16 protein-coding genes are annotated in these 20,430 nt (G+C 49.7%); 10 read left to right on the plus strand and 6 right to left on the minus strand.

The window, feature by feature from the left end:
* Positions 1 to 11 precede the first annotated feature (11 nt).
* Both QZ311_RS03055 and QZ311_RS03060 read left to right on the plus strand, forming a co-directional pair.
* The gene (locus tag QZ311_RS03055) at positions 12 to 1,766 is read left to right on the plus strand and encodes a cellulase family glycosylhydrolase (RefSeq protein WP_297063733.1); all 1,755 of its coding nucleotides are present in this window, start codon (positions 12 to 14) and stop codon (positions 1,764 to 1,766) included.
* A gap of 179 nt (positions 1,767 to 1,945) precedes the next feature.
* On the plus strand, positions 1,946 to 2,419 hold the full coding sequence (locus QZ311_RS03060; RefSeq protein ID WP_297063735.1) for a DUF5106 domain-containing protein: 474 nt from the start codon (positions 1,946 to 1,948) through the stop codon (positions 2,417 to 2,419).
* 42 nt (positions 2,420 to 2,461) lie between these two features.
* Here QZ311_RS03060 and QZ311_RS03065 read toward each other — a convergent pair whose 3' ends face one another.
* Together QZ311_RS03065 and QZ311_RS03070 are read right to left on the minus strand one after the other, a co-directional pair.
* Positions 2,462 to 3,001, minus strand: coding sequence for an HDIG domain-containing metalloprotein (locus tag QZ311_RS03065; RefSeq protein WP_297063738.1), 540 nt, complete (start codon positions 2,999 to 3,001; stop codon positions 2,462 to 2,464).
* Between the two features lie 15 nt (positions 3,002 to 3,016).
* Complete coding sequence (locus tag QZ311_RS03070) at positions 3,017 to 4,042, minus strand: branched-chain amino acid aminotransferase (protein ID WP_297063740.1); 1,026 nt, start codon at positions 4,040 to 4,042, stop codon at positions 3,017 to 3,019.
* Between the two features lie 238 nt (positions 4,043 to 4,280).
* Between QZ311_RS03070 and QZ311_RS03075 the strand changes: the two genes are divergently transcribed.
* Entirely contained in the window at positions 4,281 to 6,212 is a 1,932-nt protein-coding gene (locus tag QZ311_RS03075) for an alpha-L-fucosidase (RefSeq protein WP_297063742.1), read from the plus strand.
* A gap of 107 nt (positions 6,213 to 6,319) precedes the next feature.
* Here QZ311_RS03075 and QZ311_RS03080 read toward each other — a convergent pair whose 3' ends face one another.
* Complete coding sequence (locus QZ311_RS03080; protein WP_297063744.1) at positions 6,320 to 8,527, minus strand: alpha-galactosidase; 2,208 nt, start codon at positions 8,525 to 8,527, stop codon at positions 6,320 to 6,322.
* Positions 8,528 to 8,788: 261 nt separating this feature from the next.
* On the opposite strand from QZ311_RS03080, the gene QZ311_RS03085 reads away from it, so the two are divergent.
* Together QZ311_RS03085 and QZ311_RS03090 are read left to right on the plus strand one after the other, a co-directional pair.
* Complete coding sequence (locus QZ311_RS03085) at positions 8,789 to 10,846, plus strand: cytochrome c biogenesis protein CcdA (RefSeq protein WP_297063746.1); 2,058 nt, start codon at positions 8,789 to 8,791, stop codon at positions 10,844 to 10,846.
* A 10-nt stretch (positions 10,847 to 10,856) separates the two neighbouring features.
* On the plus strand, positions 10,857 to 11,384 hold the full coding sequence (locus QZ311_RS03090; RefSeq protein ID WP_297063748.1) for a DUF6155 family protein: 528 nt from the start codon (positions 10,857 to 10,859) through the stop codon (positions 11,382 to 11,384).
* 187 nt (positions 11,385 to 11,571) lie between these two features.
* Here QZ311_RS03090 and QZ311_RS03095 read toward each other — a convergent pair whose 3' ends face one another.
* The gene (locus tag QZ311_RS03095; RefSeq protein ID WP_297063750.1) at positions 11,572 to 12,003 is read right to left on the minus strand and encodes a DUF695 domain-containing protein; all 432 of its coding nucleotides are present in this window, start codon (positions 12,001 to 12,003) and stop codon (positions 11,572 to 11,574) included.
* A 428-nt stretch (positions 12,004 to 12,431) separates the two neighbouring features.
* On the opposite strand from QZ311_RS03095, the gene QZ311_RS03100 reads away from it, so the two are divergent.
* The 5 genes from QZ311_RS03100 to QZ311_RS03120 all read left to right on the plus strand — a co-directional run bounded on the left by QZ311_RS03100 (position 12,432) and on the right by QZ311_RS03120 (position 17,152).
* Positions 12,432 to 13,697, plus strand: coding sequence for a chloride channel protein (locus QZ311_RS03100; RefSeq protein ID WP_297063815.1), 1,266 nt, complete (start codon positions 12,432 to 12,434; stop codon positions 13,695 to 13,697).
* A gap of 118 nt (positions 13,698 to 13,815) precedes the next feature.
* Positions 13,816 to 14,676, plus strand: a complete 861-nt coding sequence (gene lgt, locus QZ311_RS03105; RefSeq protein ID WP_297063752.1) for a prolipoprotein diacylglyceryl transferase — start codon at positions 13,816 to 13,818, stop codon at positions 14,674 to 14,676.
* A 117-nt stretch (positions 14,677 to 14,793) separates the two neighbouring features.
* A complete protein-coding gene (gene pheS, locus QZ311_RS03110; RefSeq protein WP_297063754.1) occupies positions 14,794 to 15,813 on the plus strand; it encodes a phenylalanine--tRNA ligase subunit alpha in 1,020 nt (339 codons plus the stop codon).
* Positions 15,814 to 15,879: 66 nt separating this feature from the next.
* Complete coding sequence (gene nth / locus QZ311_RS03115; RefSeq protein ID WP_297063756.1) at positions 15,880 to 16,518, plus strand: endonuclease III; 639 nt, start codon at positions 15,880 to 15,882, stop codon at positions 16,516 to 16,518.
* Complete coding sequence (locus tag QZ311_RS03120) at positions 16,511 to 17,152, plus strand: trimeric intracellular cation channel family protein (protein WP_297063757.1); 642 nt, start codon at positions 16,511 to 16,513, stop codon at positions 17,150 to 17,152. The genes nth and QZ311_RS03120 overlap by 8 nt, the downstream gene beginning before the upstream one ends.
* A gap of 101 nt (positions 17,153 to 17,253) precedes the next feature.
* Here the strand turns inward: QZ311_RS03120 and QZ311_RS03125 are convergent, their stop codons facing one another.
* Both QZ311_RS03125 and QZ311_RS03130 read right to left on the minus strand, forming a co-directional pair.
* Positions 17,254 to 19,416 carry a S9 family peptidase gene (locus tag QZ311_RS03125; RefSeq protein ID WP_297063759.1) on the minus strand — a complete coding sequence of 721 codons (2,163 nt, stop codon included), beginning with the start codon at positions 19,414 to 19,416 and terminating at the stop codon, positions 17,254 to 17,256.
* A gap of 49 nt (positions 19,417 to 19,465) precedes the next feature.
* Positions 19,466 to 20,410 carry a ribose-phosphate pyrophosphokinase gene (locus tag QZ311_RS03130; RefSeq protein WP_297063761.1) on the minus strand — a complete coding sequence of 315 codons (945 nt, stop codon included), beginning with the start codon at positions 20,408 to 20,410 and terminating at the stop codon, positions 19,466 to 19,468.
* Positions 20,411 to 20,430 lie beyond the last annotated feature (20 nt).

Below are 20,430 nucleotides of genomic sequence, written 5' to 3' on the forward strand. Positions count from 1 at the left end.
ATTAAGTTAGAATGAATAGAATAAAAAATCTTGTGCTTGTGGCTGCGCTGCTCCTTTCGGGTGGTTTTGCATCCTCTTGCAGCGATGATGACGGATATCCGAATAAGGTTGAATTTTTGTCGGGAGAGTTTGTGGTCAGCAAGTCGGCTATGTCGCTTGCCGGAACTCAGCCACAGACACTGACAATCAAGTCGCTTGTGCGCCCTTCGGTCAGCTCAGATGCCGTTTGGATTAATGTCGGAGAGGTTGAACGCTCTGTTTCGCCGTCAATCTACACTTGTGTTATATCATGCGAAGAGAACTCTGCCTACGATGTTCGCACAGGTTCATTGACAGTTACAGCCGGAAGCGAAAGCAAGACGGTGACCGTTACTCAATATGGCGCTGAGACGGTTGAAATAGTTTCGGTTAGTTCCGAAGGTGGCGTGCTTGCTCCTAACGGCGGTGTTTTTACCGTCAATTATGCAGCCACCGGCGACGTGAATATTGAAGCTCCTGAATGGCTGACACAAGTCACTTCGCGTGCGCTGAGCGAAAATACGGTTGAATTCAGATATTCGGCCAACAACACTGAGGCCGGCCGTTCAGGCGATATCGTGATTTCGCTTGTGTCAGACCCCTCGATTTCTCAGATAGTCACTGTTTCGCAGGAAAAGGCTGAAATTTCCAACGATATGAGCAGTTCTGCCGTTGAGCTTGCCGCTAAAATGTTTGCAGGCATAAATATCGGCAACACAATGGAGCCGCCATCCGGCGAAGGCTCATGGGGAACACCTGTTGTCAACGAGGAATACATCCGCGGTCTGAAGGCTCTTGGATTCAATGCTGTCCGTATTCCGTGTGCATGGGACAGCCATGTTAGCGATGCTGCCACTAATACGATTGATCCCGCATGGCTCGACCGTGTGAGCGAAGTCGTGGGCTATATCGTCGCCGAGGACATGTATGCTATCGTTAATATCCATTGGGACGGCGGCTGGCTGGAAACTTCATGTATCAATGGCTACGATGAGGCAGTCGATAAGAAGCAGCGTGACTATTGGACTCAGATAGCCAACAAGCTCAACATCTATGACGAACACCTGCTGTTTGCCGGTATGAACGAACCGGGACAGCAGAATCAGGGTGCGGTTAACGCTTCTTCGATTGCTGCGATAAAGGCCTACCAGCAGACATTTGTCGATGCAGTCCGTGCGACCGGAGGCAACAATGCTAAGCGTTGTCTGATTCATCAGACTCCCTATACAAATATAGATAGAGGTGTGTCTTCGGAATATTCGCTTCCGACAGATGTCGTTGAAGGTCGTTCGCTCGTCGAAGTCCATTTCTATGATCCCTCTGACTTTACTCTGATGGGTAAGGACGGAGAATGGGGGGCAGGCTCTAAGGTGAAATTTTACTGGGGTTCTGCAAATCATATTGCAGGGTCTGACAGGAATTGCACATGGGGCGAGGAATCCTATGTCGATTCTCAGTTCAAGAAAATGCAGGATGCTTTTGTGTCAAAAGGCATTCCGGTGATTGTCGGTGAATATGCGGTTGAAATCCGCTCGACCACCGACTTCCCGAGTCTTGATACCGACAAATGGAAAGCGAGCCGTGCGTCATGGACAAAATATATCACTGAGTCGGCCAAGAATCATGGATGCGTTCCGTTCTATTGGGAAACCGGCGGTGATATAAACCGCAACAATGGTGCGGCAAAGAACGCCTATGTCATCGATGCGCTGATTGAGGGCGCTAATTCTGGAAAATATCCTTTCTGAGAAGATAGATTCTTTCAATAAGATAACTCCGCCGGATGTGTTGTCACAACGGCGGAGTTATTTTATTGACAGTATATTGCGTGATTGTTTAATTCATGTAATCTTAAACGACCTTTTTAATAAACAAATAGATTGTTATAGCCGTTTTAACTGTATGAGACGCATCAACTATTAGTGATATGAGACATCGTATTTTTCTGCTTGCATTAGCTCCGGGCTTTTTGGGATTGGCCGGATGCGGTAATTCCGGGAAAGGCAACGTGCAGTCATCCATTGTTGAGGACAGCATCGAGGAGATTATGACTCTGGTGCTCCCCTCAATACCGTCGACTATATCAGAGCCTGAGGACAAGGCCGGATTCATAGCTATCCATTTCTGGGATGGCCTTGATTTCTGTGATGAGGAGAAGGTGTCGGACGCAGAGTTTATGGAACAGAATTTTGTGGACTACCTGTCCATTTTCCCCGCGGTCATGGCTGCCGACCGTCAGGCCGCGTTTGATGTGTTGATGAGCCGTTCGGCCGTCAATCCGTCTGCAAGAGCCATGATTGTTTCTTTTGGAGAAAAATATCTCAATCATCCCGACTCCCCGATGAAAAACAGCGAGTATTACTCTGATTTCAGAAAATCTGTTAAACGTCAGGCAAGATAGGGGCAGTTTTGAGGGGGGCTGCTATATCTGTCGGCATGGCCACTACTCGAATTCGTCCTTAAGCTTTAAGAATCGCTCAAGACTTCCCTGCGAAATCCGTTTCATTGAGGCGACCACTTTTTCCATCGGCTTACGTTTCATATCGCCGCTTTTCGAATAGAATTTATCTGCATAGCAGATGAGTCGTTCCAGCTGAGTGGCCGGCATGAAGTCTCCGTCGAGTGGGAGCGGAAGGTTTTGGGCGATGATGTCGTCTCTGTCAATGCCTGCACCTGTGTGGCGTTCGGCCACACGCGCATCTATTTCCGGCATTCCGTTCTCGCGCAATAGCTGTGCGCCGATGACTCCGTGGAGGATATATGGCTCTGAACCATGACATTCGATGCCCGGAGCATCGGTCATGAAAATCCCTATATCGTGGAGCATTGCAGCCGCTTCGATTTCATTTCTGTCAATATCCAGAGCCTTGCGGTCAGCGATTTCGATAGCGAGATTGGCCACCGACCGGCAATGGCGCATATAAATATCCCGCAGGGGTGAGCCTGCGGGATAGTATTTGTCAATAATTTCTTGATAATTCATGCGTGGAAGCAGTGGTTATTCAACTATTGTGTTCCATCCGTGTGTGTCCTCGGTTTCTCCGAGGCGGATTGCATTGAGCGTTTCGTAGAGCTTGGTGGTTATGGGGCCGGGCTCTCCGTTCTTGGAGATGATATATTTTTCGCCGGTGTCGAGGTCATGGATTTCACCGACAGGCGATGCGACGGCTGCTGTTCCGACTGCGGCTGCTTCGTCGATTTCGCCGAGTTCGTCGACGGTGATGTGGCGGCGTTCAACCTTTATGCCCATATCCTCTGCAAGCTGCATGAGGCTTTTGTTGGTAATCGAGGGGAGGATTGAGTTGGAGGCCGGTGTGATGTAGACTCCGTCTTTGATTGCCATGAAGTTGGCCGGACCGCACTCGTCAAGATATTTCTTTTCTTTCGGGTCAAGATAGAGCACTGCGGAGTATCCGAGCTCATGGGCGTGTTCGCCGGCTGTAAGCGATGCCGCATAGTTGCCTCCGACCTTCCACAAGCCTGTGCCGTTAGGAGCTACGCGGTCATACTGGCGCATTATGCAGATATTCGTGGGCTTGAACCCGGTTTTGAAATACGGGCCGACAGGTGTCACGAGTATCATGAAGAGATATTCGTTGGCGGGTTTGACACCGACCTGTGCCGAGATGCCGATTTCGAGCGGACGGATGTAGAGTGATGCGCCTGAGCCGTAGGGAGGAACGAAACGTTCGTTTAGTTTCACGACCTTAAGCACCATTTCCTTGAATTTATCTTCGGGCAGCGGTTCCATGAGGATACCTTTGGCCGATTCACGCAGACGGCGTGCGTTTTCTTCGAGACGGAACACACGGATTTTACCGTCCTTGCCTCGGAAAGCCTTCAGACCTTCGAAGATTTCCTGACCGTAGTGAAGGCAGGTGGCTGCGATGTGCAGGTTCACTTCCTCGCTTTGCGACACCTCTATCTCGCCCCACTTCCCGTCGCGGAAGTAGCAGCGCACATTGTAATCTGTTGGGATGTAACCGAATGAGAGGTTACCCCAGTCCAAATCGTTGTTCATCATGTGACGTATTTTGTATGTTTTACTGCAAAATTACTATAAAATGTGAAATATTCTAAGTAAAACGTTCAGAAAATTTTTAATTCGTAATTCAATATTTGGCAATGAATGATATTTAAAGATATTGGTCTTATATTTATAGTGCCGGATGTCGGGGAGGTTTAATTTTGCCGGTGGAGTCACGGTGTGATTATGGTGTCGCATCTGACCTCATGATTGACAAATGTAATTTAACATGATAATGAAATCTATATCAATGAATGATTCAGTGAGCCGGACGTTGTCGTTTTTCTCTATGTTGGTGGCCGGATTGTTAATGTATGGCTCTCCTGCCAATGATGTCAGGACATCGGGTGACGAACAGGGTTTCTCGATTCCCGCGGGGATGCAGTTGCCTGCCGACAGCGAGGCTCTGGTCGATGCTCGCGACGGATGGTGGACGGCTGCTTCCGCGAACCATGCCGAAAGAATGTCGTGGTACAATGATGCGAAGTTCGGCTGTTTTATCCACTGGGGTGTCTATTCAGAAATCGGTGGGCTATGGCATGGCAAACACATCGGTGGCTATACGGAACATCTCATGCGCAAAGCAAAGATTCCTGTAAGTGCATATAGGAAAGAGGTCATAGAGCCATTTGACCCTTCTGAATTCGATGCCGACGAATGGATGCGTAATGCAAGCATGGCCGGTATGAGATATTTTGTCATTACGGCCAAGCACCACGACGGCTTTGCGATGTATCCGTCAGATGTCTATCCGTTTGACATTCGTATGACAAAATTTGATGGCGACCCAATGGCGCAACTGCGTGACGCCGCCCGCAGATATGGCATAAAATTCGGCTTCTATTATTCCCATGCCTTTGACTGGGAACACCCCGATGCCCCCGGAAATGACTGGGAATACGATAATCCCGGTGGCGACAGGCTGCTGGGCGGTGCTGACTGGTGGATGGGCGACCGAAAAGGCTTTCTGCTTCAGGCCGAGAGATATGTCGACCGGAAGTCGATTCCTCAGATTCAGGAACTTATCAGGAAATATGACCCTGATATACTTTGGTTTGATACTCCTGCCAAGTTGCCGCTCTATCTCAACATACGGATTCTCAAGGCAATCCGCGAAGCCGATGTCCGAAATAAGATTGTGGTCAACGGACGGCTTGTCAGATACGGCGGCAACAATCTTGGCGATTATCGCAACACAGGCGACCGCGCGGCATATTTCTTTCCGACTGAAGGCCCGTGGGAGTCGATACCGACCACCAACGAGTCGTATGGCTACAGCCTTGTCGACAGTGTCCGCAAGCCGGCGTCGTTCTTTATCCGCCTTCTTGCGAGCGCCGCGTCGAAAGGTGGAAACATCCTGATGAACGTCGGGCCGATGGGTAATGGCAAGTGGGATGACAGGGATGTGGAAGTGTTTCGTGGCGTTGGTCGCTGGCTTGAAAAGAATGGCGAGAGCATCTATGGGACGCAGCGCACCGATTTGCCGGCGCAGCCGTGGGGTGTGACCACATGGAAAGGCGACACGCTCTATGCCCATGTGTTTGATTGGCCTGAAGATGGCCGGCTTGTCGTCGGCGGTCTGCGTTCTGAGATTGTGTCGGCCGGGATTCTGGCCGATAAGGCTCGCAAGCTTCAGGTGCGTCGCATAAATGAAAACGACTGTGAGTTGCTCCTGCCTACGGTTGCGCCTGATGAGGTGAATTCGGTGGTTGCTATAGTTGTCAATAAGAAAATCCCTGCATGTCCTGTCAGGCTGTTACACGGCACAAAGACTGAGACACTGGCTGCTTTTGATGCACGTCTCAATGGCAAAGGGCTGGGATATGGCGACGGCAAGCCGAACCGCAATCACGTGAAAAACTGGAAAGACGAGTCTCAGTGGCTAAGCTGGGATCTGCGCCTAAATGCTCCTGCCACCTATAATATATATCTTGACTACAATACGGTTGAGGCATCCGATAGGGGGACAGTGCTGGTCGAAATCGCAGGCCGCACATTTGAGGTGGACTACGGCGGTCACACTGAAAAAATGGGTACTAATACCATTTCGGTTGGCACTTTAAGCCTTGATAAAGGCCATGTGGAATGCGCTCTAAAAGGTAAATCCCACACTGGCAACACCTATATGAACCCGATTGCATTGAGATTAGAACCATCCGAAAGGTAATAGCCACGGATATATAGGCAGTTAAGAAAATTAAACCAGATGCCATTTGGATAAATAGATTCCAATTGACATCTGGTTTAATCTACGTTATACGGTATAGTTACTGATTACTTCGCTGTCAGGCGGAGGATGCGGGAGGCGTAGTCGGTGTTTTTGTGGTAGTCGACTTTGTGGGTGAGGGGGATTTCGAGTCCGTTTGACATAAGGTAGCGGCCGGTGAAGCTTTTGCCTTCGAAACTCAGTGGCTCGTTGTCGATGCGGTTGAGTTCGGTCACTGTGTAGGTCTTGTCGGGGTCGAGTCCGGCCATGACCACGCGCGGAAGCTGCTGGTTCATGAATGTCTCGGTCTTCCACCAATAGAACACTGCATCATCCTTTTCGGGGGTGATATACATCATCGAGGCTACGCCTTTGCCGTCGTAGGGTGAGACGAGGCGGTAGATGTCGCCGAACTGCACAATCGGGCGGATTTTCTTGTAGTCGGCGATGGCGTTTTTGACAATGGCTTTCTCCTCGTCGGTCATATTTTTAGGCTGGAGTTCAAGGCCGAGTCGTCCGCTCATTGCCACATCGGCGCGGAACTTGACGGGGATGCGGCGGAATGTCTGATGGTTAGGCGACGCAGAGATGTGTGAACCCATGGCAATTGCGGGGAAGAAATAGCTTGTGCCCCATTGCATGTAGATGCGCTGGAGAGCATCGTTGTTGTCACTCGTCCAGAATTCGTCAAACCACGGAAGGACACCCCAGTTGGCGCGTCCGCCACCGCTGGCACATGCCTGAATTGTCACATCGGGATGAGCCTTACGGATGCGGTTGAGCACAGTCTCGAATCCCTGATGGTAGTCGATGTAGAGATGGCTCTGATTGTCGGCGGTGAGATATTGCGAGCCGTGGTCCATTATCGGAGCGTTGGCATCCCATTTGATATAGTCGATTTCGGGATATTTGCGCATGAGTGTGTCGACGACCGTAAACACTATGTCCTGCACTTTGGGGTTGGCGAGGTCGAGCACGAGCTGTGTGCCTCCGCGTCCTTGTGTCGCCGGGCGCTTTGCGGCTTTGATGATGTATTCCGGATGCTTTTCGTAGAGTTCGCTGACCGTGTTGGTCATTTCCGGCTCGATCCAGATGCCGAATTTAATGCCATTGGATTTCGCTGTTTCTATGAGTCCTTGGATTCCGTTTGGAAGTTTGTCGGTGTCGACAACCCAGTCGCCAAGCGAAGTGCTGTCGTTGTCGCGTGGATATTTGTCGCCAAACCATCCGTCGTCCATGACGAAGAGTTCGCCGCCCATGTCGGCAATGTCTTTCATCATACCTGCCATTCCTGCCTCGTCGATGTCAAAGTAGACACCTTCCCAAGAGTTGAGGAGGATGCGCCGTTCTTTGTTGCCGTTATGTAGACGGTGGTTTCGTCCCCAGCGGTGGAAATTGCGGCTGACACCCGACAATCCCTCTTCGGAATATGTCAGGGCAAGCGGTGGTGTCACGAAGCTTTCACCTTTTTTGAGGTTGTAGGCAGAGTTTTCCTCGTTGATGCCTGCGAAGAAGTGGTGATAGTTGCTGTCGTCAGTGTCGATGAAGAGCTTATAGTTGCCTGAATATTCGAGAGCCGCTCCGATGGTGCGGCCGGTATTCTCCTGCGGCTTGCCGTCGAGCGACAGCATGATTTCGGCATGTGAGGTGTGTGAATTGCGCACACCGTCCTTGTTTTTGATCATGCGCACACCGTGGTTGAGTGGAGTCTGCGAGAGTTTTCCCTCGTTTGCCCATGAACCGTAGAGCTGCGAGAGCCATACATCGCCGTAGCGCACCGGCAGGTAGCCCGACATGAAGCGGTTGAGCCTTACAGTCCCTTTTTCATTATTTGTGACATCCACCCATGTCTCGATGACATCCTCTGCGGGATATGTCCGATAGTTGACGTTGAGGTTAAATGGATAGACTTTGTCGCGCATGGAGATTGTGGTGACTTTCGCACCGTCGGGCGCGGTAGTCGTGTCTATGCCTGTCACTTCTACGTCGGTGGTCATGTTGCCGTCGGCATGGGTCACGCTCATGGCTGCCTCGCCTTGGGGAAGTATGCCATAGACAGGATAGGCGTTACGGTCGATAGCTCCGGCCTCTTTCAGCGTTGCGATGTCGGAGCTTGCCATCTTGTTGCCGTAGTGCAGGAGCCGGAGGCTTCCGCCTTTTTCCGCGTCAAGTATGAGAGACGTGTTTGGAGTTGAAATGTCGACAATCTCGGCTTTGACAATAGCGGGGGTTGACAGGCCGAGAAGAGCCGAAAGGAAGATATTGATATGTTTCATGGAGAATGATAAAAAATGTGTCAGGGTATAGAGATGTTGTTGATATATTGACAAATGTAGTAAATAACATTGTCATGGACAACCTCATGGATTGTATCGGCAAAAAAATGATAAAATAGTACCTGAAAATATTTACAATACTGTGACATTTTACGTTTCAGGAAATAATTGCCAATTTAATTACGAAAATATTCGTAAATTTGCGCTTCGAAAGTTAACCCCAATCAACCAATCACACATTTCGAAAAACTTGCAAATCACATGAGAAAGCTTGCTTTAACATTTTCTCTACTGGTGGCGCTTATGTGCAACATGGCGCTTGGACAGATTATGACCCCTGTCAAATGGGATGCTAAAGTAGATATGACCGGCGACGATAAAGGTCAGGTTGTGCTTACGGCTACTATTAGCAACGGTTGGCACATGTATTCACTTGACTGCGATCCGGATGCCGGACCTCAGATTCTTGAGATTACCTACCCAAAACTAAACGGTGTCACCCTTGAAGGGAAGCCGACTCCAAACAAGCCTTCGCACAAGCAGTATGACGACATGTTCGGGGCTGAACTTTCATGGTGGACGCAGGGCGTGACAATTACACAGAAGTTCAAAGCAACCCAGCCTGACTTCAACATTGATGTGATGGTTGTGTGCTCGGCTTGTAACGATGAAAACTGTATCCCACCTTCCCGCTCGACTTTCAATCTTTCAGGCAAGGCGAAAATAAAAGCGTCTGCCAACAAAGAAGAACCGAAGGCCGCTGCTGAACTTCCTGCTGAAAAAGAAGAGGTTGCAGCAGTGCTCGATGCCGTTGCTGAGTCTGTTGAGGCTGCTTCCGACTCGCTTGCAGCTGTAGCCGATACGCTCGTGACCGCTGCCGCCGACAGCAAGGCGGCCGACCTCTGGGCTCCGGTCTCGTTTAAGGATGCCGAGAATGCCGAGGATTTTTCAACAACTTCGCTGTGGTACATCTTTTTCACCTGTTTCCTTGGCGGTCTTGTAGCGCTCTTCACTCCGTGTGTATGGCCTATGATTCCAATGACTGTCAGCTTCTTCCTGAAGAAAGGTAAGGACCGCAGCAAGAGCATCATTGATGCCTGCACCTACGGCCTGTCGATTATTGTAATCTATGTTGCTCTCGGTCTTCTTATCACAGGTCTCTTTGGCGCAAGCTCGCTCAATGCACTTTCGACTTCGGCTGTCTGCAATATAATCTTCTTCCTCCTGTTGGTAGTGTTTGCCATCAGCTTCTTCGGAGCTTTTGAAATCAAACTTCCATCGTCGTGGTCAAACAAGATGGACGCGACAGCCGAGAAGACAACCGGTCTGCTCTCGATTTTCTTCATGGCTTTCACCCTGACGCTTGTATCATTCTCGTGCACAGGCCCGATTATCGGTACGCTTCTCGTCGAGGCAGCTTCGCAGGGCGACCTCTGGGGCCCGGCAATCGGTATGCTTGGATTCTCGACCGCACTCGCGCTTCCGTTCATGCTCTTCGCCATGTTCCCGACCATGCTTCAGGCAGCTCCGAGCTCGGGCGGCTGGATGAACACTCTCAAAGTGGTGCTTGGTTTCGTCGAACTCGCTCTCTCACTCAAGTTCCTCTCGGTTGCCGACCTCGCATATGGATGGCATATCCTTGACCGCGAAGCATTCCTTGCCCTCTGGATTGTGATGTTCGCTCTTCTCGGCCTCTATCTCCTCGGCCAGTTCAACTTTGCCCACTACGGCAAGGCTGACAGCTCAGTCGGCGTTTTCCGCTTCTTCCTTGCACTCTGTTCATTCTCATTCACCATCTATCTTATCCCCGGTCTCTGGGGTGCGCCTCTCAAGGGAGTCAGTGCGTTTGTTCCCCCGCTGTTCACTCAGGATTTCAATCTCTATGGCGACGGCTTCAAGGAATATGATGACTTTGAGGAGGGTATGAAGGTAGCTCGTGAGTCGGGCAAGCCTGTACTCGTTGACTTCTCCGGATTCGGATGTGTCAACTGCCGTAAGATGGAAGGCGCTGTCCTCGACGAACCTAACGTCAAGGCCATGATAGAAGACAACTTTACTGTCATCAAGCTTATGGTCGATGAGAAAAAGAACCTTCCTGAGCCTATAACCGTTAAAGAATATGGTAAGGAAATGACGCTCTACACTTATGGCGACCGCTGGAGCTATCTGCAGCGCTACAAGTTTAATGCAAACGCCCAGCCTTACTATGTGATACTCAACGACAATGGCGAGCTGCTGTCAGGCCCTTACACATATGATGAGAATGTGGCCCGCTTCTCGGCGTTCCTCGAAAAGGGTATCAAGAGTTATAAGAAATAATTTCACACGAATGTCAAAGACCACTCTCCGCAAGGTGATAAAAGAATTTGAAGCTCCCGAACTCCGGGAGCTTCTTATTGATATATATACCAAAAGCAAGGAAGCCCGGGAACTGCTCGACTTCTTCGCCGAGCCTGATATTGAAAAAAAGTCGGAGCAGTATCGCGCGGTGCTGTCAAAGGAGGCGCGGCGCTACACGCGGAGGGCTTATCATCCGCGCATCGCACGTCTGAGGTCTACGATTAAGAAGTTCAAGACATTCGAGCCGGGAAACGAGGCTGTGGCAGAGCTGATGCTGCATACAATGACTGAACTGCTGTCGATCGGCCGAGAAAACTGGTTGAGAGAGACTCTTTATGTGCAGATTCGGAAATTTGTCGGTGAAACGCTCGACTTTATTTCAGAAAACGGCCTGCTTGACGAATTCATGCCTCGCATACGCAAGTCGGTTGACGGTATCAAAGATGTAGGAGCGTCTGTCAATCCGCTCCGGCGGATAATGGACTCCGAACTGAAACGAATCGGAAATCAGGACTGACAATACCTGTCGGGCGACGCATAGAATACAGAAATTCATAAATACAGAAATAACATATTTTCCCAATTCAATCTAATCATTGGTTTTAGAAGGCTCAATGCCGACTAAATGCCAATTTGATTATCGTGGAAAATATGTTATTTCTGTATTTATGAATTTCTGTATCTCGCTTTGTTTAATCAGTCGTTCAGTCAAGTCTGATTTCAGCTTCCGACATTTCATCATATTCGCTCCATTCCGGGTCATTTTCAGTGTAGATGGTGATTGGCAGGAGTGGAAATGATTCGAGAGCCTCGTTTAGCTTACGTCCGAAGATATGTGTGCTGAGTGTATAGAAAATCCAGTCGCGCTGATTGTCTCCCGTAAAAATGCCGGTGAGCACAGCCACAGGATCTTTTCGAAATGCAGTCATCAATGCTTCCTGCACTTCCTCCATAAGAGTCGATGTTTCCTTGTCGGGCATTCCTTTTGCATCGCCTTCATATTTCCATGTCACTTCCACACGGATATTGAATCGGGGATTCGAACGGAATTTTTCGACGTCCTTGCGTCCTGTCACGAGAATCAGTCGGCCTGATTCGCTTTCGGTGGGGGCGGTCCACCATGTTCCTGTTTCCATAAATTGTCAGTTGTGTTGGGTTTCTGAGGCAAATTTACAAAAAGAAATGACTTATTTCAGATGTTGAAGCGTTTTTAAGTCGCTGCAAAATGAATAAGCCTGACTGTCAGTATAGTCTACATGGCTGATATTTAGCACTTGTGTTTGGCTTAATGTGTTGTTTTATAGTGCGATATGGTATTGGATAAAGTCCGGTTAACATCGTTTAGTTAAAAAGGCAATTAAAAACTAAAGATGGGAAAAATGTGTTATAATGTTTAAATATATTATACATAACAAAACGTAAGTCTGTCATGTTGACCGGGCATAGTCTGATGATTAAAATATTGAATTGGCGGGAGAAGCATCTGTCGGAAAAGACGTTTGTTTTTCTCCTTGCAACGGCAGTAGGGCTATTGTCGGGGTGCGGTGCGTTTGTGCTTAAGCGGATGATTGCATGGGTCTCACATATCCTGACTGCGCATTTTCGAATAGGCTCGGGCAATTATGGACTATTGATAATCCCGGTTGTGGGCATAGTTCTGACAGGGATTTTCTGCCGTTACATTGTAAAAACCGATCTGTCGGACGGCACTTCCAGGCTTATACATGATATTAAAAACAAGATGTATGCCCTTAAGAGCGCTATAGTCTACTCGCCGATTCTGGCAAGTACAATCACTCTCGGTTTCGGAGGTTCTGCCGGATCGGAAGGTCCGATAGCCTACACCGGAGCAGCGGTCGGGAGTAATGTCGCACGCATGTTCAGGCTCAGTCCGCAGATGGTAATGATAATGCTTGGGTGTGGGGCAGGCGCCGGAATCGCCGGTATATTTAAATCGCCGCTCGGAGGCGCGCTGTTCACACTGGAGGTTCTGAGGATGCCGATGTCGACTTTTTCGGTCATGGTGCTGCTCGTGACATCCATTACAGCTGCAATGACCGCATATCTTCTTTCGGGGTGCACAATCGACATCCCGTTCAATCATCATTCCGGATTCGATATAGATATGCTTCCTTATGTCATTCTTCTTGGCATATTCTGCGGATGCTATTCGATTTACTATAGCTACATGATAAAGAAAGTCGCACAGCTCCTGCGGTGTGTCGCTAATCCGTGGATAAAGAATCTGTCGGGTGGAGTTATAATCTCGGTGCTTGTTTTTCTTTTCCCGGCGCTTTATGGCGAAGGTTACGTTACGGTCGGAAAAATCATAAATGGCAACTTCTCCACCATTCTCAATGACAGTATTTTCTTTGGCCATTCAGGTGGCGTGTGGTTGCTTATATTCGTAGCAGGAGGCATGGCGCTGGCGAAGTGTGTGGCCACCTCTGCAACAAACAATGGCGGAGGGGTGAGCGGAAATTTTGCTCCCTCACTGTTTGCCGGCTGTATCGTCGGATTCTTCTTTGCCGCTCTTTTTAACGAGATTTTCGGGCTGCATCTTCCGGTTGGGGAATTTGCGTTTTATGCTATGGCCGGTGTCATGGCCGGTGCGATACGTGCGCCGTTGATGGCCATATTCCTTACGTGCGAAATGGGGGCTGCCTATTCCTATTTTTTTCCGCTTGTTGTCACGGCTTCGATTTCATTCGGAATTGTCAGGCTGTTTACCGCCGACAGCTTCTTTTCGCGTCACGCCGATCGCAACAACGGTCTTGTTTCGGTCATGAAAAATCAGAGGAAGGAATCGGCTGATGCAAAAAAGCGATAAAAAGGTTCGGAATTAGTTCGTTAATTTTTGTAAAAACTCACTGTGGGGTTGGTTTGCAGGGTGAATCTGCGTAATTTTGCAGGAATTTTAAATACGTTATAAACGCAAATTACGTAAAATGTTAGATTTTATTACGTGGAACGCAGACCCGTTTCTCTTTCATATCGGCAATTTCGGTCTCCGATGGTATAGTCTTGCCTTCATGGTCGGTTTTCTTGTCGGCTATGAGATAGAATCACGCATCTATAAGCACGAAGGTGCGCCTGAACGGTGGCTCAGCATGCTCTTGCTGTGGACGATTGCCGGCACTATCATCGGCGCTCGTCTCGGGCATGTGTTTTTCTATCAGTGGGATCTCTACAAGCAAGATCCGATTACGATTCTCTATGTATGGGAGGGTGGACTCGCCAGTCATGGCGGGACAATAGGAATTGTCCTGTGTATCATACTCTATTCGATTTTCACCACCAAACGCAGTCCGCTTTGGGCTTTTGACCGGCTTGTCATTCCCATCGCGCTTGTAGGCGGTCTTATACGTCTCGGCAATTTGATGAATTCAGAGATTTTCGGTCATGCTACCGACCTTCCGTGGGGATTTATGTTTATCCGCTCAGCCGAGTGGCGTCATCTCTACATGGGGCAGGCCTGTCACCCGACACAGATTTATGAAGCGCTGTGCTATTTTGCACTTTTCGGTTTGCTGATGTGGATGTATTGGAAGAAAAATGCCGAGGAGCGTCCCGGTCTGATATTCGGAGTGTTCTTTATTGGCATATTCCTTCCGCGTTTCCTCATAGAGTTCATAAAGAACCCTCAGGTTGAATTTGAGCAGACCATGACGCTCAACATGGGGCAGTGGCTTAGTGTGCCGTTTATTCTTCTCGGCATCGGACTCGTGATTTACGCAATGTCACGTCCGCGACAGCATCTGACCTTCCCCAATCGCTTTGCCGAGGAGCTTCAGTCATCCAAAAAGTGATGTCATGAACCGGGCAACATGTTTTTTAGACAGGTTGCCGGGAGATGTTTTCAATGAAAATCACTAATTTTGCAGAATATAACAGACCAATCATTTACAGAATAAAACTAATCAGAAATGATAGACAAAATAAATCAGCTTAAAGCTGAAATAGAGGGGCTTGTAGCAAAGACTCCTCAGGATGTGGAAGCGCTCCGCATCAAGTATCTGAGCAAGAAAGGCTCTATTTCAGAACTCATGACAGATTTCCGTTCGGTCGCTCCCGAACAGAAACGCGAGCTGGGACAGAAACTGAATGAACTGAAGACTTTTGCTTCCGAAAAGCTTGCTGCCCTCCGCGAGTCGCTTGAGAGTGTTGATGCCGGAGCGTCGGATCTGGACCTTTCACGCACTGCCGCTCCGATGCCGTTGGGAACACGTCATCCGCTTTCACTTGTCAAGAACGAAATTATCTCAATATTCTCGCGCCTCGGTTTCACAATAGCCGAAGGCCCTGAGATTGAGGATGACTGGCACGTGTTCTCCTCACTGAATTTTGCCGAGGATCATCCTGCGCGTGACATGCAGGACACTTTTTTTATCCAGCGTAATCCCGATGTGTTGCTGCGAACCCACACTTCATCTGTGCAGAGCCGTGTGATGGAAAAAACTCAGCCACCGATCCGCATCATCTGCCCGGGACGTGTCTACCGCAATGAGGCTATTTCAGCGCGTGCCCACTGCTTCTTCCATCAGGTCGAGGCTCTTTATGTCGACAAGAACGTTTCGTTTGCCGACCTGCGTCAGACGCTTCTCTATTTCGCTCAGGAAATGTTTGGCCCTGAGACAAAGATACGTCTTCGTCCGAGCTATTTCCCCTTCACCGAGCCATCGGCCGAAATGGATATCTCATGTAATCTCTGCGGAGGCAAGGGCTGCTCTTTCTGCAAGCACACCGGATGGGTTGAAATCCTCGGTTGCGGAATGGTCGATCCCAACGTGCTTGAGGCTTGTGGCATAGATTCGAAGGAGTACACCGGTTTTGCTCTCGGAATGGGCGTGGAGCGTATCACAAACCTGAAATATCAGGTCAAGGATCTCCGTATGTTCTCCGAGAACGATGTCCGTTTCCTCCGTCAGTTTGAGGCTGCACACTGATAAGTGCCGGACCTTCTCTCCATTAATCCGTCTCTCCGTTAAACTCTTTAAGAAAGGGAAATAACCGTGACCGTTAAGGAACGCTATGCCCGTGTGATCGAATGGTTTTCTGCGGCGATGCCTGTCGCTGAGACCGAACTGCATTATGAGAACCCCTATCAGTTGCTTGTGGCGGTGATTTTGTCGGCACAATGCACTGATAAGAGGGTCAATCTCATAACACCACCGCTTTTTGAGGCATTTCCGACTCCGCAGGCTCTTGCTGAAGCCTCGGTTGATGAGATTTTTGAATATATAAAGAGCTGTTCCTATCCCAACAATAAAAGCCGTTCATTGAGTGGAATGGCCAAGAAACTCGTCGATGAATTCGGAGGGGAAGTGCCTTCTGATCTTGATTCGCTGACGAGCCTGCCGGGGGTAGGGCGCAAGACAGCCAATGTGATTATGTCGGTTGTCTATAACAAGGCCACTATGGCGGTGGATACGCATGTGTTTCGCGTGAGCGAGCGTATCGGTCTGACCACAAACAGCAAGACGCCTCTTGCGACTGAAAAGGCTCTCATGAAGAATATCCCGGAAGAGCTTATTCCTAAGGCTCACCACTGGCTGATACTTCATGGACGATATGTCTGTAAGGCCCGCAGGCCGGATTGCCTTAACTGTGGTCTGACTTCCGTGTGTCGTTACTATCAGAAGAATGGTTGAGTCGACTTTTATTTTTATAATTGAAATTTTAGGGACACTGGCTTTTGGTGTCAGTGGCGTGCGTCTTGCCGCCAAGAAGCATTTCGACTGGTTCGGTGCTTATACAATTGGAGTTATAACAGCAATCGGGGGCGGGACACTGCGCGATGTTCTGCTTGATATTCCTGTGTTCTGGATGCAGACATGGCTCTATCTTGCAGTAACCGGTGTGTCATTCCTTATCGTGGCTGCCTTCACGAGAATTCTGACATCAGACTCCAAGTCGCTTTTTATGTTTGATGCCGTCGGTCTGACGCTGTTTGTCATAACAGGTATTGAAAAGACTCTTGCTGAAGGCTACCCTATGTGGGTTGCGGTGATTATGGGCATGATAACAGGCTCATTCGGCGGTATTCTGCGTGATGTGCTCATCAATGAAGAGCCACTGTTTTTCCGTAAGGATATCTACGCCACTGCATGTCTGGCCGGTGGCGGTGTCTATTGGCTTTTTGCCGAATTAGGCTCTCCGGTATGGATGCAGGAAGTTCTTTGCGTCATCACTATTCTTGTCCTACGCTGGGGAGCTTTGCGCTATGGGTGGCATCTTCCTGAGATGAAAGAGCGCTCTGTCAATGAGCTGCGCAAGCGTAGGTAGAATTACTATATTTATAGAATACAGAAAAATCCCTTGGCTCAAGCTGAACCAAGGGATTTTTCTGTATTCATCTTATTTTAGTATGTGTCCTAAATGAAGTCTTATTCATTGTTGGCGTTGGTCTGGCCCGGTTTCAGCCATTTGTCAAACCAGCGGAAGAATAGGCGCTGCCACATGACGGCGTTCTGCGGTTTGAGAATCCAGTGGTTTTCGTCGGGGAAGATTACCATTTCGGCCGGTATGCCACGGAGTTTGGCAGCGTTGAAGGCCATTTCTCCTTGTGACGACAGGATGCGGTAGTCGAATTCACCATGTGAAATCATGATGGGAGTATCCCATTTGTCAACAAACTTGTGTGGCGACATGGCAAACGTACGCTGAGCCGTAGCGTTGTCTTTTCTCCAGAAAGCTCCGTAGTCGGGGGCTGTGGTCACGTCGGCAGGCGCTTTGTCGGCTCCACCGCCCATGTCCCAGTTTGCAAACCACATTTCTTCGGTCTCAAGATACTGGGCTTCAATGTTGAAGATTCCGGCATGAGCGAGGAAGGCTGCAAAACGTTTTTCGTGGTTGCCTGCAAGCCAGTAGGTCGAGAAACCGCCATAGCTTGCGCCGGTGCATCCGATGCGTGAGTTGTCGACATAGGGACGTTCTTTCATGAAGTCGACTGCTGCGAGATAGTCGCGCATGTTCTGGCCGGGATAGTCGCCTGAAATCTGTGCGTTCCATTCAGTTCCGAAGCCGGGGAGACCGCGACGGTTAGGAGCGATGACGATATAGCCGTTTGAGGCCATGAGCGCAAGGTTCCAGCGGTAGCTCCAGAATTGGCTTACGGCGCTTTGCGGACCGCCCTGACAGTAGAGGATGGCCGGATATGTCTTGGTCGAGTCGAAATCCTGAGGATAGACACCCCATACGAGCATCTGTTTGCCGTCAGTGGTCTTGACCATGTTGCGCTCGACGCGTGGCATCTTGATTGATGCGAGGAGCTCGGTGTTGACGTTTGAAATCTGTTTTACTTCACCTGCCTTGGCGATGCAGACTTCGTTGGGGGCGAGCATCGAGTGGCGGAGTGTCACGATGCTTTCTGCGTCGAGAGGTGCGAGACCTGCGTAGTCGCATTCGCCGTCAGCAACGACCTTGACTTCCTTGCTTGCGATATCGATTGAGAATACGGGGATATTTCCGTCTTTTGCAGCGAGGAAATAGAGCGATTTGCCGTTGGGATTCCATGCGATTGCGTCAGCAGTGTAATCCCAGTCGGTAGTGAGGTCTGATTTCTCACCTGTGGCGGTGTCGAGGATGAAGATGCGGTTCTTGTCAGCCTCGTAGCCGTCGCGTTCCATTGAAAGCCATGCCACATACTTGCCGTCGGGGGAGTAGGCTGGAGCTGTGTCATAGCCCATCATGCCTTCGGTGAGATTGCGGGTGCTCTTGTCTGCGATGGTGTAGAGGTAGAGATCCGAGTTGGTCGAAAGTGCGTAGTCGCGTCCGGTCTTCTTGCGCGAAACATATATAAGCGACTTGCTGTCGGGTGACCATGCGAATGACTCCGAGCCTCCGAACGGACGCATTGGAGCTTCATACATGGGTTCGTCCGACATGATGTCCTCAACATTGCTGACACTGCTGCCGTCGAAGTCGCAGATGAAAGGATGGGGTATTTCGGTCACCCACTGATCCCAGTGCTTATACATCATGTCGTCAATGACACGGCCGGTGGCATCGGGAAGGTCGGGGTAGAGGTCCTTGGCCTCGCGTGCGAACTTGATAGTGGAAATCAGGACGATTTTCTTTTCGTCGGGTGAAAAGAGGAAGCCTTCAATACCTTTTTCAAGCGATGTTACCTGTTTGCGGTCGCTTCCGTCGGCGTTCATGACCCAGAGCTGGCTTTTACCGTCGGCATCGGCATAGGTGAAAGCAATCTGCTTGCCTTGGTTGATCCACACGAAATTGCCCTCTGATTTGGGAGTCCGTGTGATGCGTTCAAGGTTCGAGCCGTCAGGATCCATGACATAGAGGTCATTGTTTGAACGGTTCTGCTCAAGGCTTTCATAGGAAATGCCGAAAAGCACCTTGCGGGTGTCGGGCGAAACGCTTACGGCCGAGACGCGGCCGAGGGCTTCGAGGGCGTCGATATCGAAAATCCCGGTTGTCGATTTGAAATCGGGCTTGTCGATGATCTGTGCCTCTTTTTCGCCCCCTGTCGAGCAGGCTGCAAGTGAGCCTGCCGTAAGGATTGTTGCCATGATGTGGTTTAGATTCATGTCGGTTGTTTAGGGGGTGAATGTGTGATGATTGGAGAAAGAGACCTCCTTATTTGATGAGATATTGCGACGAGATTGACTCGTGGGTGTGGACACGACGGATGGTGTCGGCGAAAAGACGTGCGACAGAAAGGATGGTGGCTTTCTTGCAGTTCTTGTTGAAAGGAATGGAGTTGGTAAACATCATTTCAGTCAGCGAGCAGTTGTCGACGCGTTCCGATGCGGGGTCTGACATGATAGCGTGTGAGCACAGTGCGCGCACAGAGCGGGCTCCGCACGACATCATGAGGTCAGCCGCTTTGGTGATGGTTCCCGCTGTGTCGACCATATCGTCGACGAGCACCACATCTTTGTCCTTGACGTCGCCGATGACGGTCATCTGGGCCACTACATTGGCCTTTGCACGCTGCTTGTGGCAGAGCACGAGGGGAACATTCAGATATTTTGCATAACTGTTTGCTCGTTTTGCTCCTCCGACGTCGGGCGATGCGATGACAAGGTTCTCAAGTTTCAGCGACTGGATGTAGGGGATGAATACCGACGACGCATAGAGGTGGTCGACGGGGATGTCAAAGAAACCTTGGATCTGGTCGGCATGAAGGTCCATGGTGATTACGCGGTCAACTCCGGCTGTAGTCAGGAGGTCAGCTACAAGCTTGGCGGCAATTGATACACGGGGCTTGTCTTTGCGGTCCTGACGAGCCCAGCCAAAGTAGGGCATGACAGCGATGATGGACGCTGCCGACGCACGCTTTGCCGCATCAATCATCAGAAGAAGCTCCATGAGGTTGTCGGTGTTGGGGAATGTCGACTGTACGAGATATACCTCGCATCCGCGGATGGATTCCTCGAACGATACTTCAAACTCGCCGTCGGCAAAGTACTGGATGTTCATTTTGCCGAGTTCGCAGCCTAAATCGCGGCAGATTTCTTCTGCCATGTAGTGAGATTTTGTCCCGGAGAAAACTTTGATTGGTGGAAGGGAATCAATCATGATTATTTGTGATAATGATG

Origin of the sequence: uncultured Duncaniella sp. (assembly GCF_910578445.1) — a bacterium.
Taxonomy (GTDB): Bacteria; Bacteroidota; Bacteroidia; order Bacteroidales; family Muribaculaceae; genus Duncaniella.

Bases quoted from the DNA above. Each gene is read 5' to 3' on its own strand.
- QZ311_RS03055 (WP_297063733.1), top strand. From the start codon at position 12: ATGAATAGAATAAAAAATCTTGTGCTTGTGGCTGCGCTGCTCCTTTCG.
- QZ311_RS03060 (WP_297063735.1), top strand. From the start codon at position 1,946: ATGAGACATCGTATTTTTCTGCTTGCATTAGCTCCGGGCTTTTTGGGA.
- QZ311_RS03065 (WP_297063738.1), bottom strand. From the start codon at position 3,001: ATGAATTATCAAGAAATTATTGACAAATACTATCCCGCAGGCTCACCC.
- QZ311_RS03070 (WP_297063740.1), bottom strand. From the start codon at position 4,042: ATGATGAACAACGATTTGGACTGGGGTAACCTCTCATTCGGTTACATC.
- QZ311_RS03075 (WP_297063742.1), top strand. From the start codon at position 4,281: ATGAAATCTATATCAATGAATGATTCAGTGAGCCGGACGTTGTCGTTT.
- QZ311_RS03080 (WP_297063744.1), bottom strand. From the start codon at position 8,527: ATGAAACATATCAATATCTTCCTTTCGGCTCTTCTCGGCCTGTCAACC.
- QZ311_RS03085 (WP_297063746.1), top strand. From the start codon at position 8,789: ATGAGAAAGCTTGCTTTAACATTTTCTCTACTGGTGGCGCTTATGTGC.
- QZ311_RS03090 (WP_297063748.1), top strand. From the start codon at position 10,857: ATGTCAAAGACCACTCTCCGCAAGGTGATAAAAGAATTTGAAGCTCCC.
- QZ311_RS03095 (WP_297063750.1), bottom strand. From the start codon at position 12,003: ATGGAAACAGGAACATGGTGGACCGCCCCCACCGAAAGCGAATCAGGC.
- QZ311_RS03100 (WP_297063815.1), top strand. From the start codon at position 12,432: ATGATTGCATGGGTCTCACATATCCTGACTGCGCATTTTCGAATAGGC.
- lgt (WP_297063752.1), top strand. From the start codon at position 13,816: ATGTTAGATTTTATTACGTGGAACGCAGACCCGTTTCTCTTTCATATC.
- pheS (WP_297063754.1), top strand. From the start codon at position 14,794: ATGATAGACAAAATAAATCAGCTTAAAGCTGAAATAGAGGGGCTTGTA.
- QZ311_RS03120 (WP_297063757.1), top strand. From the start codon at position 16,511: ATGGTTGAGTCGACTTTTATTTTTATAATTGAAATTTTAGGGACACTG.
- QZ311_RS03125 (WP_297063759.1), bottom strand. From the start codon at position 19,416: ATGAATCTAAACCACATCATGGCAACAATCCTTACGGCAGGCTCACTT.
- QZ311_RS03130 (WP_297063761.1), bottom strand. From the start codon at position 20,410: ATGATTGATTCCCTTCCACCAATCAAAGTTTTCTCCGGGACAAAATCT.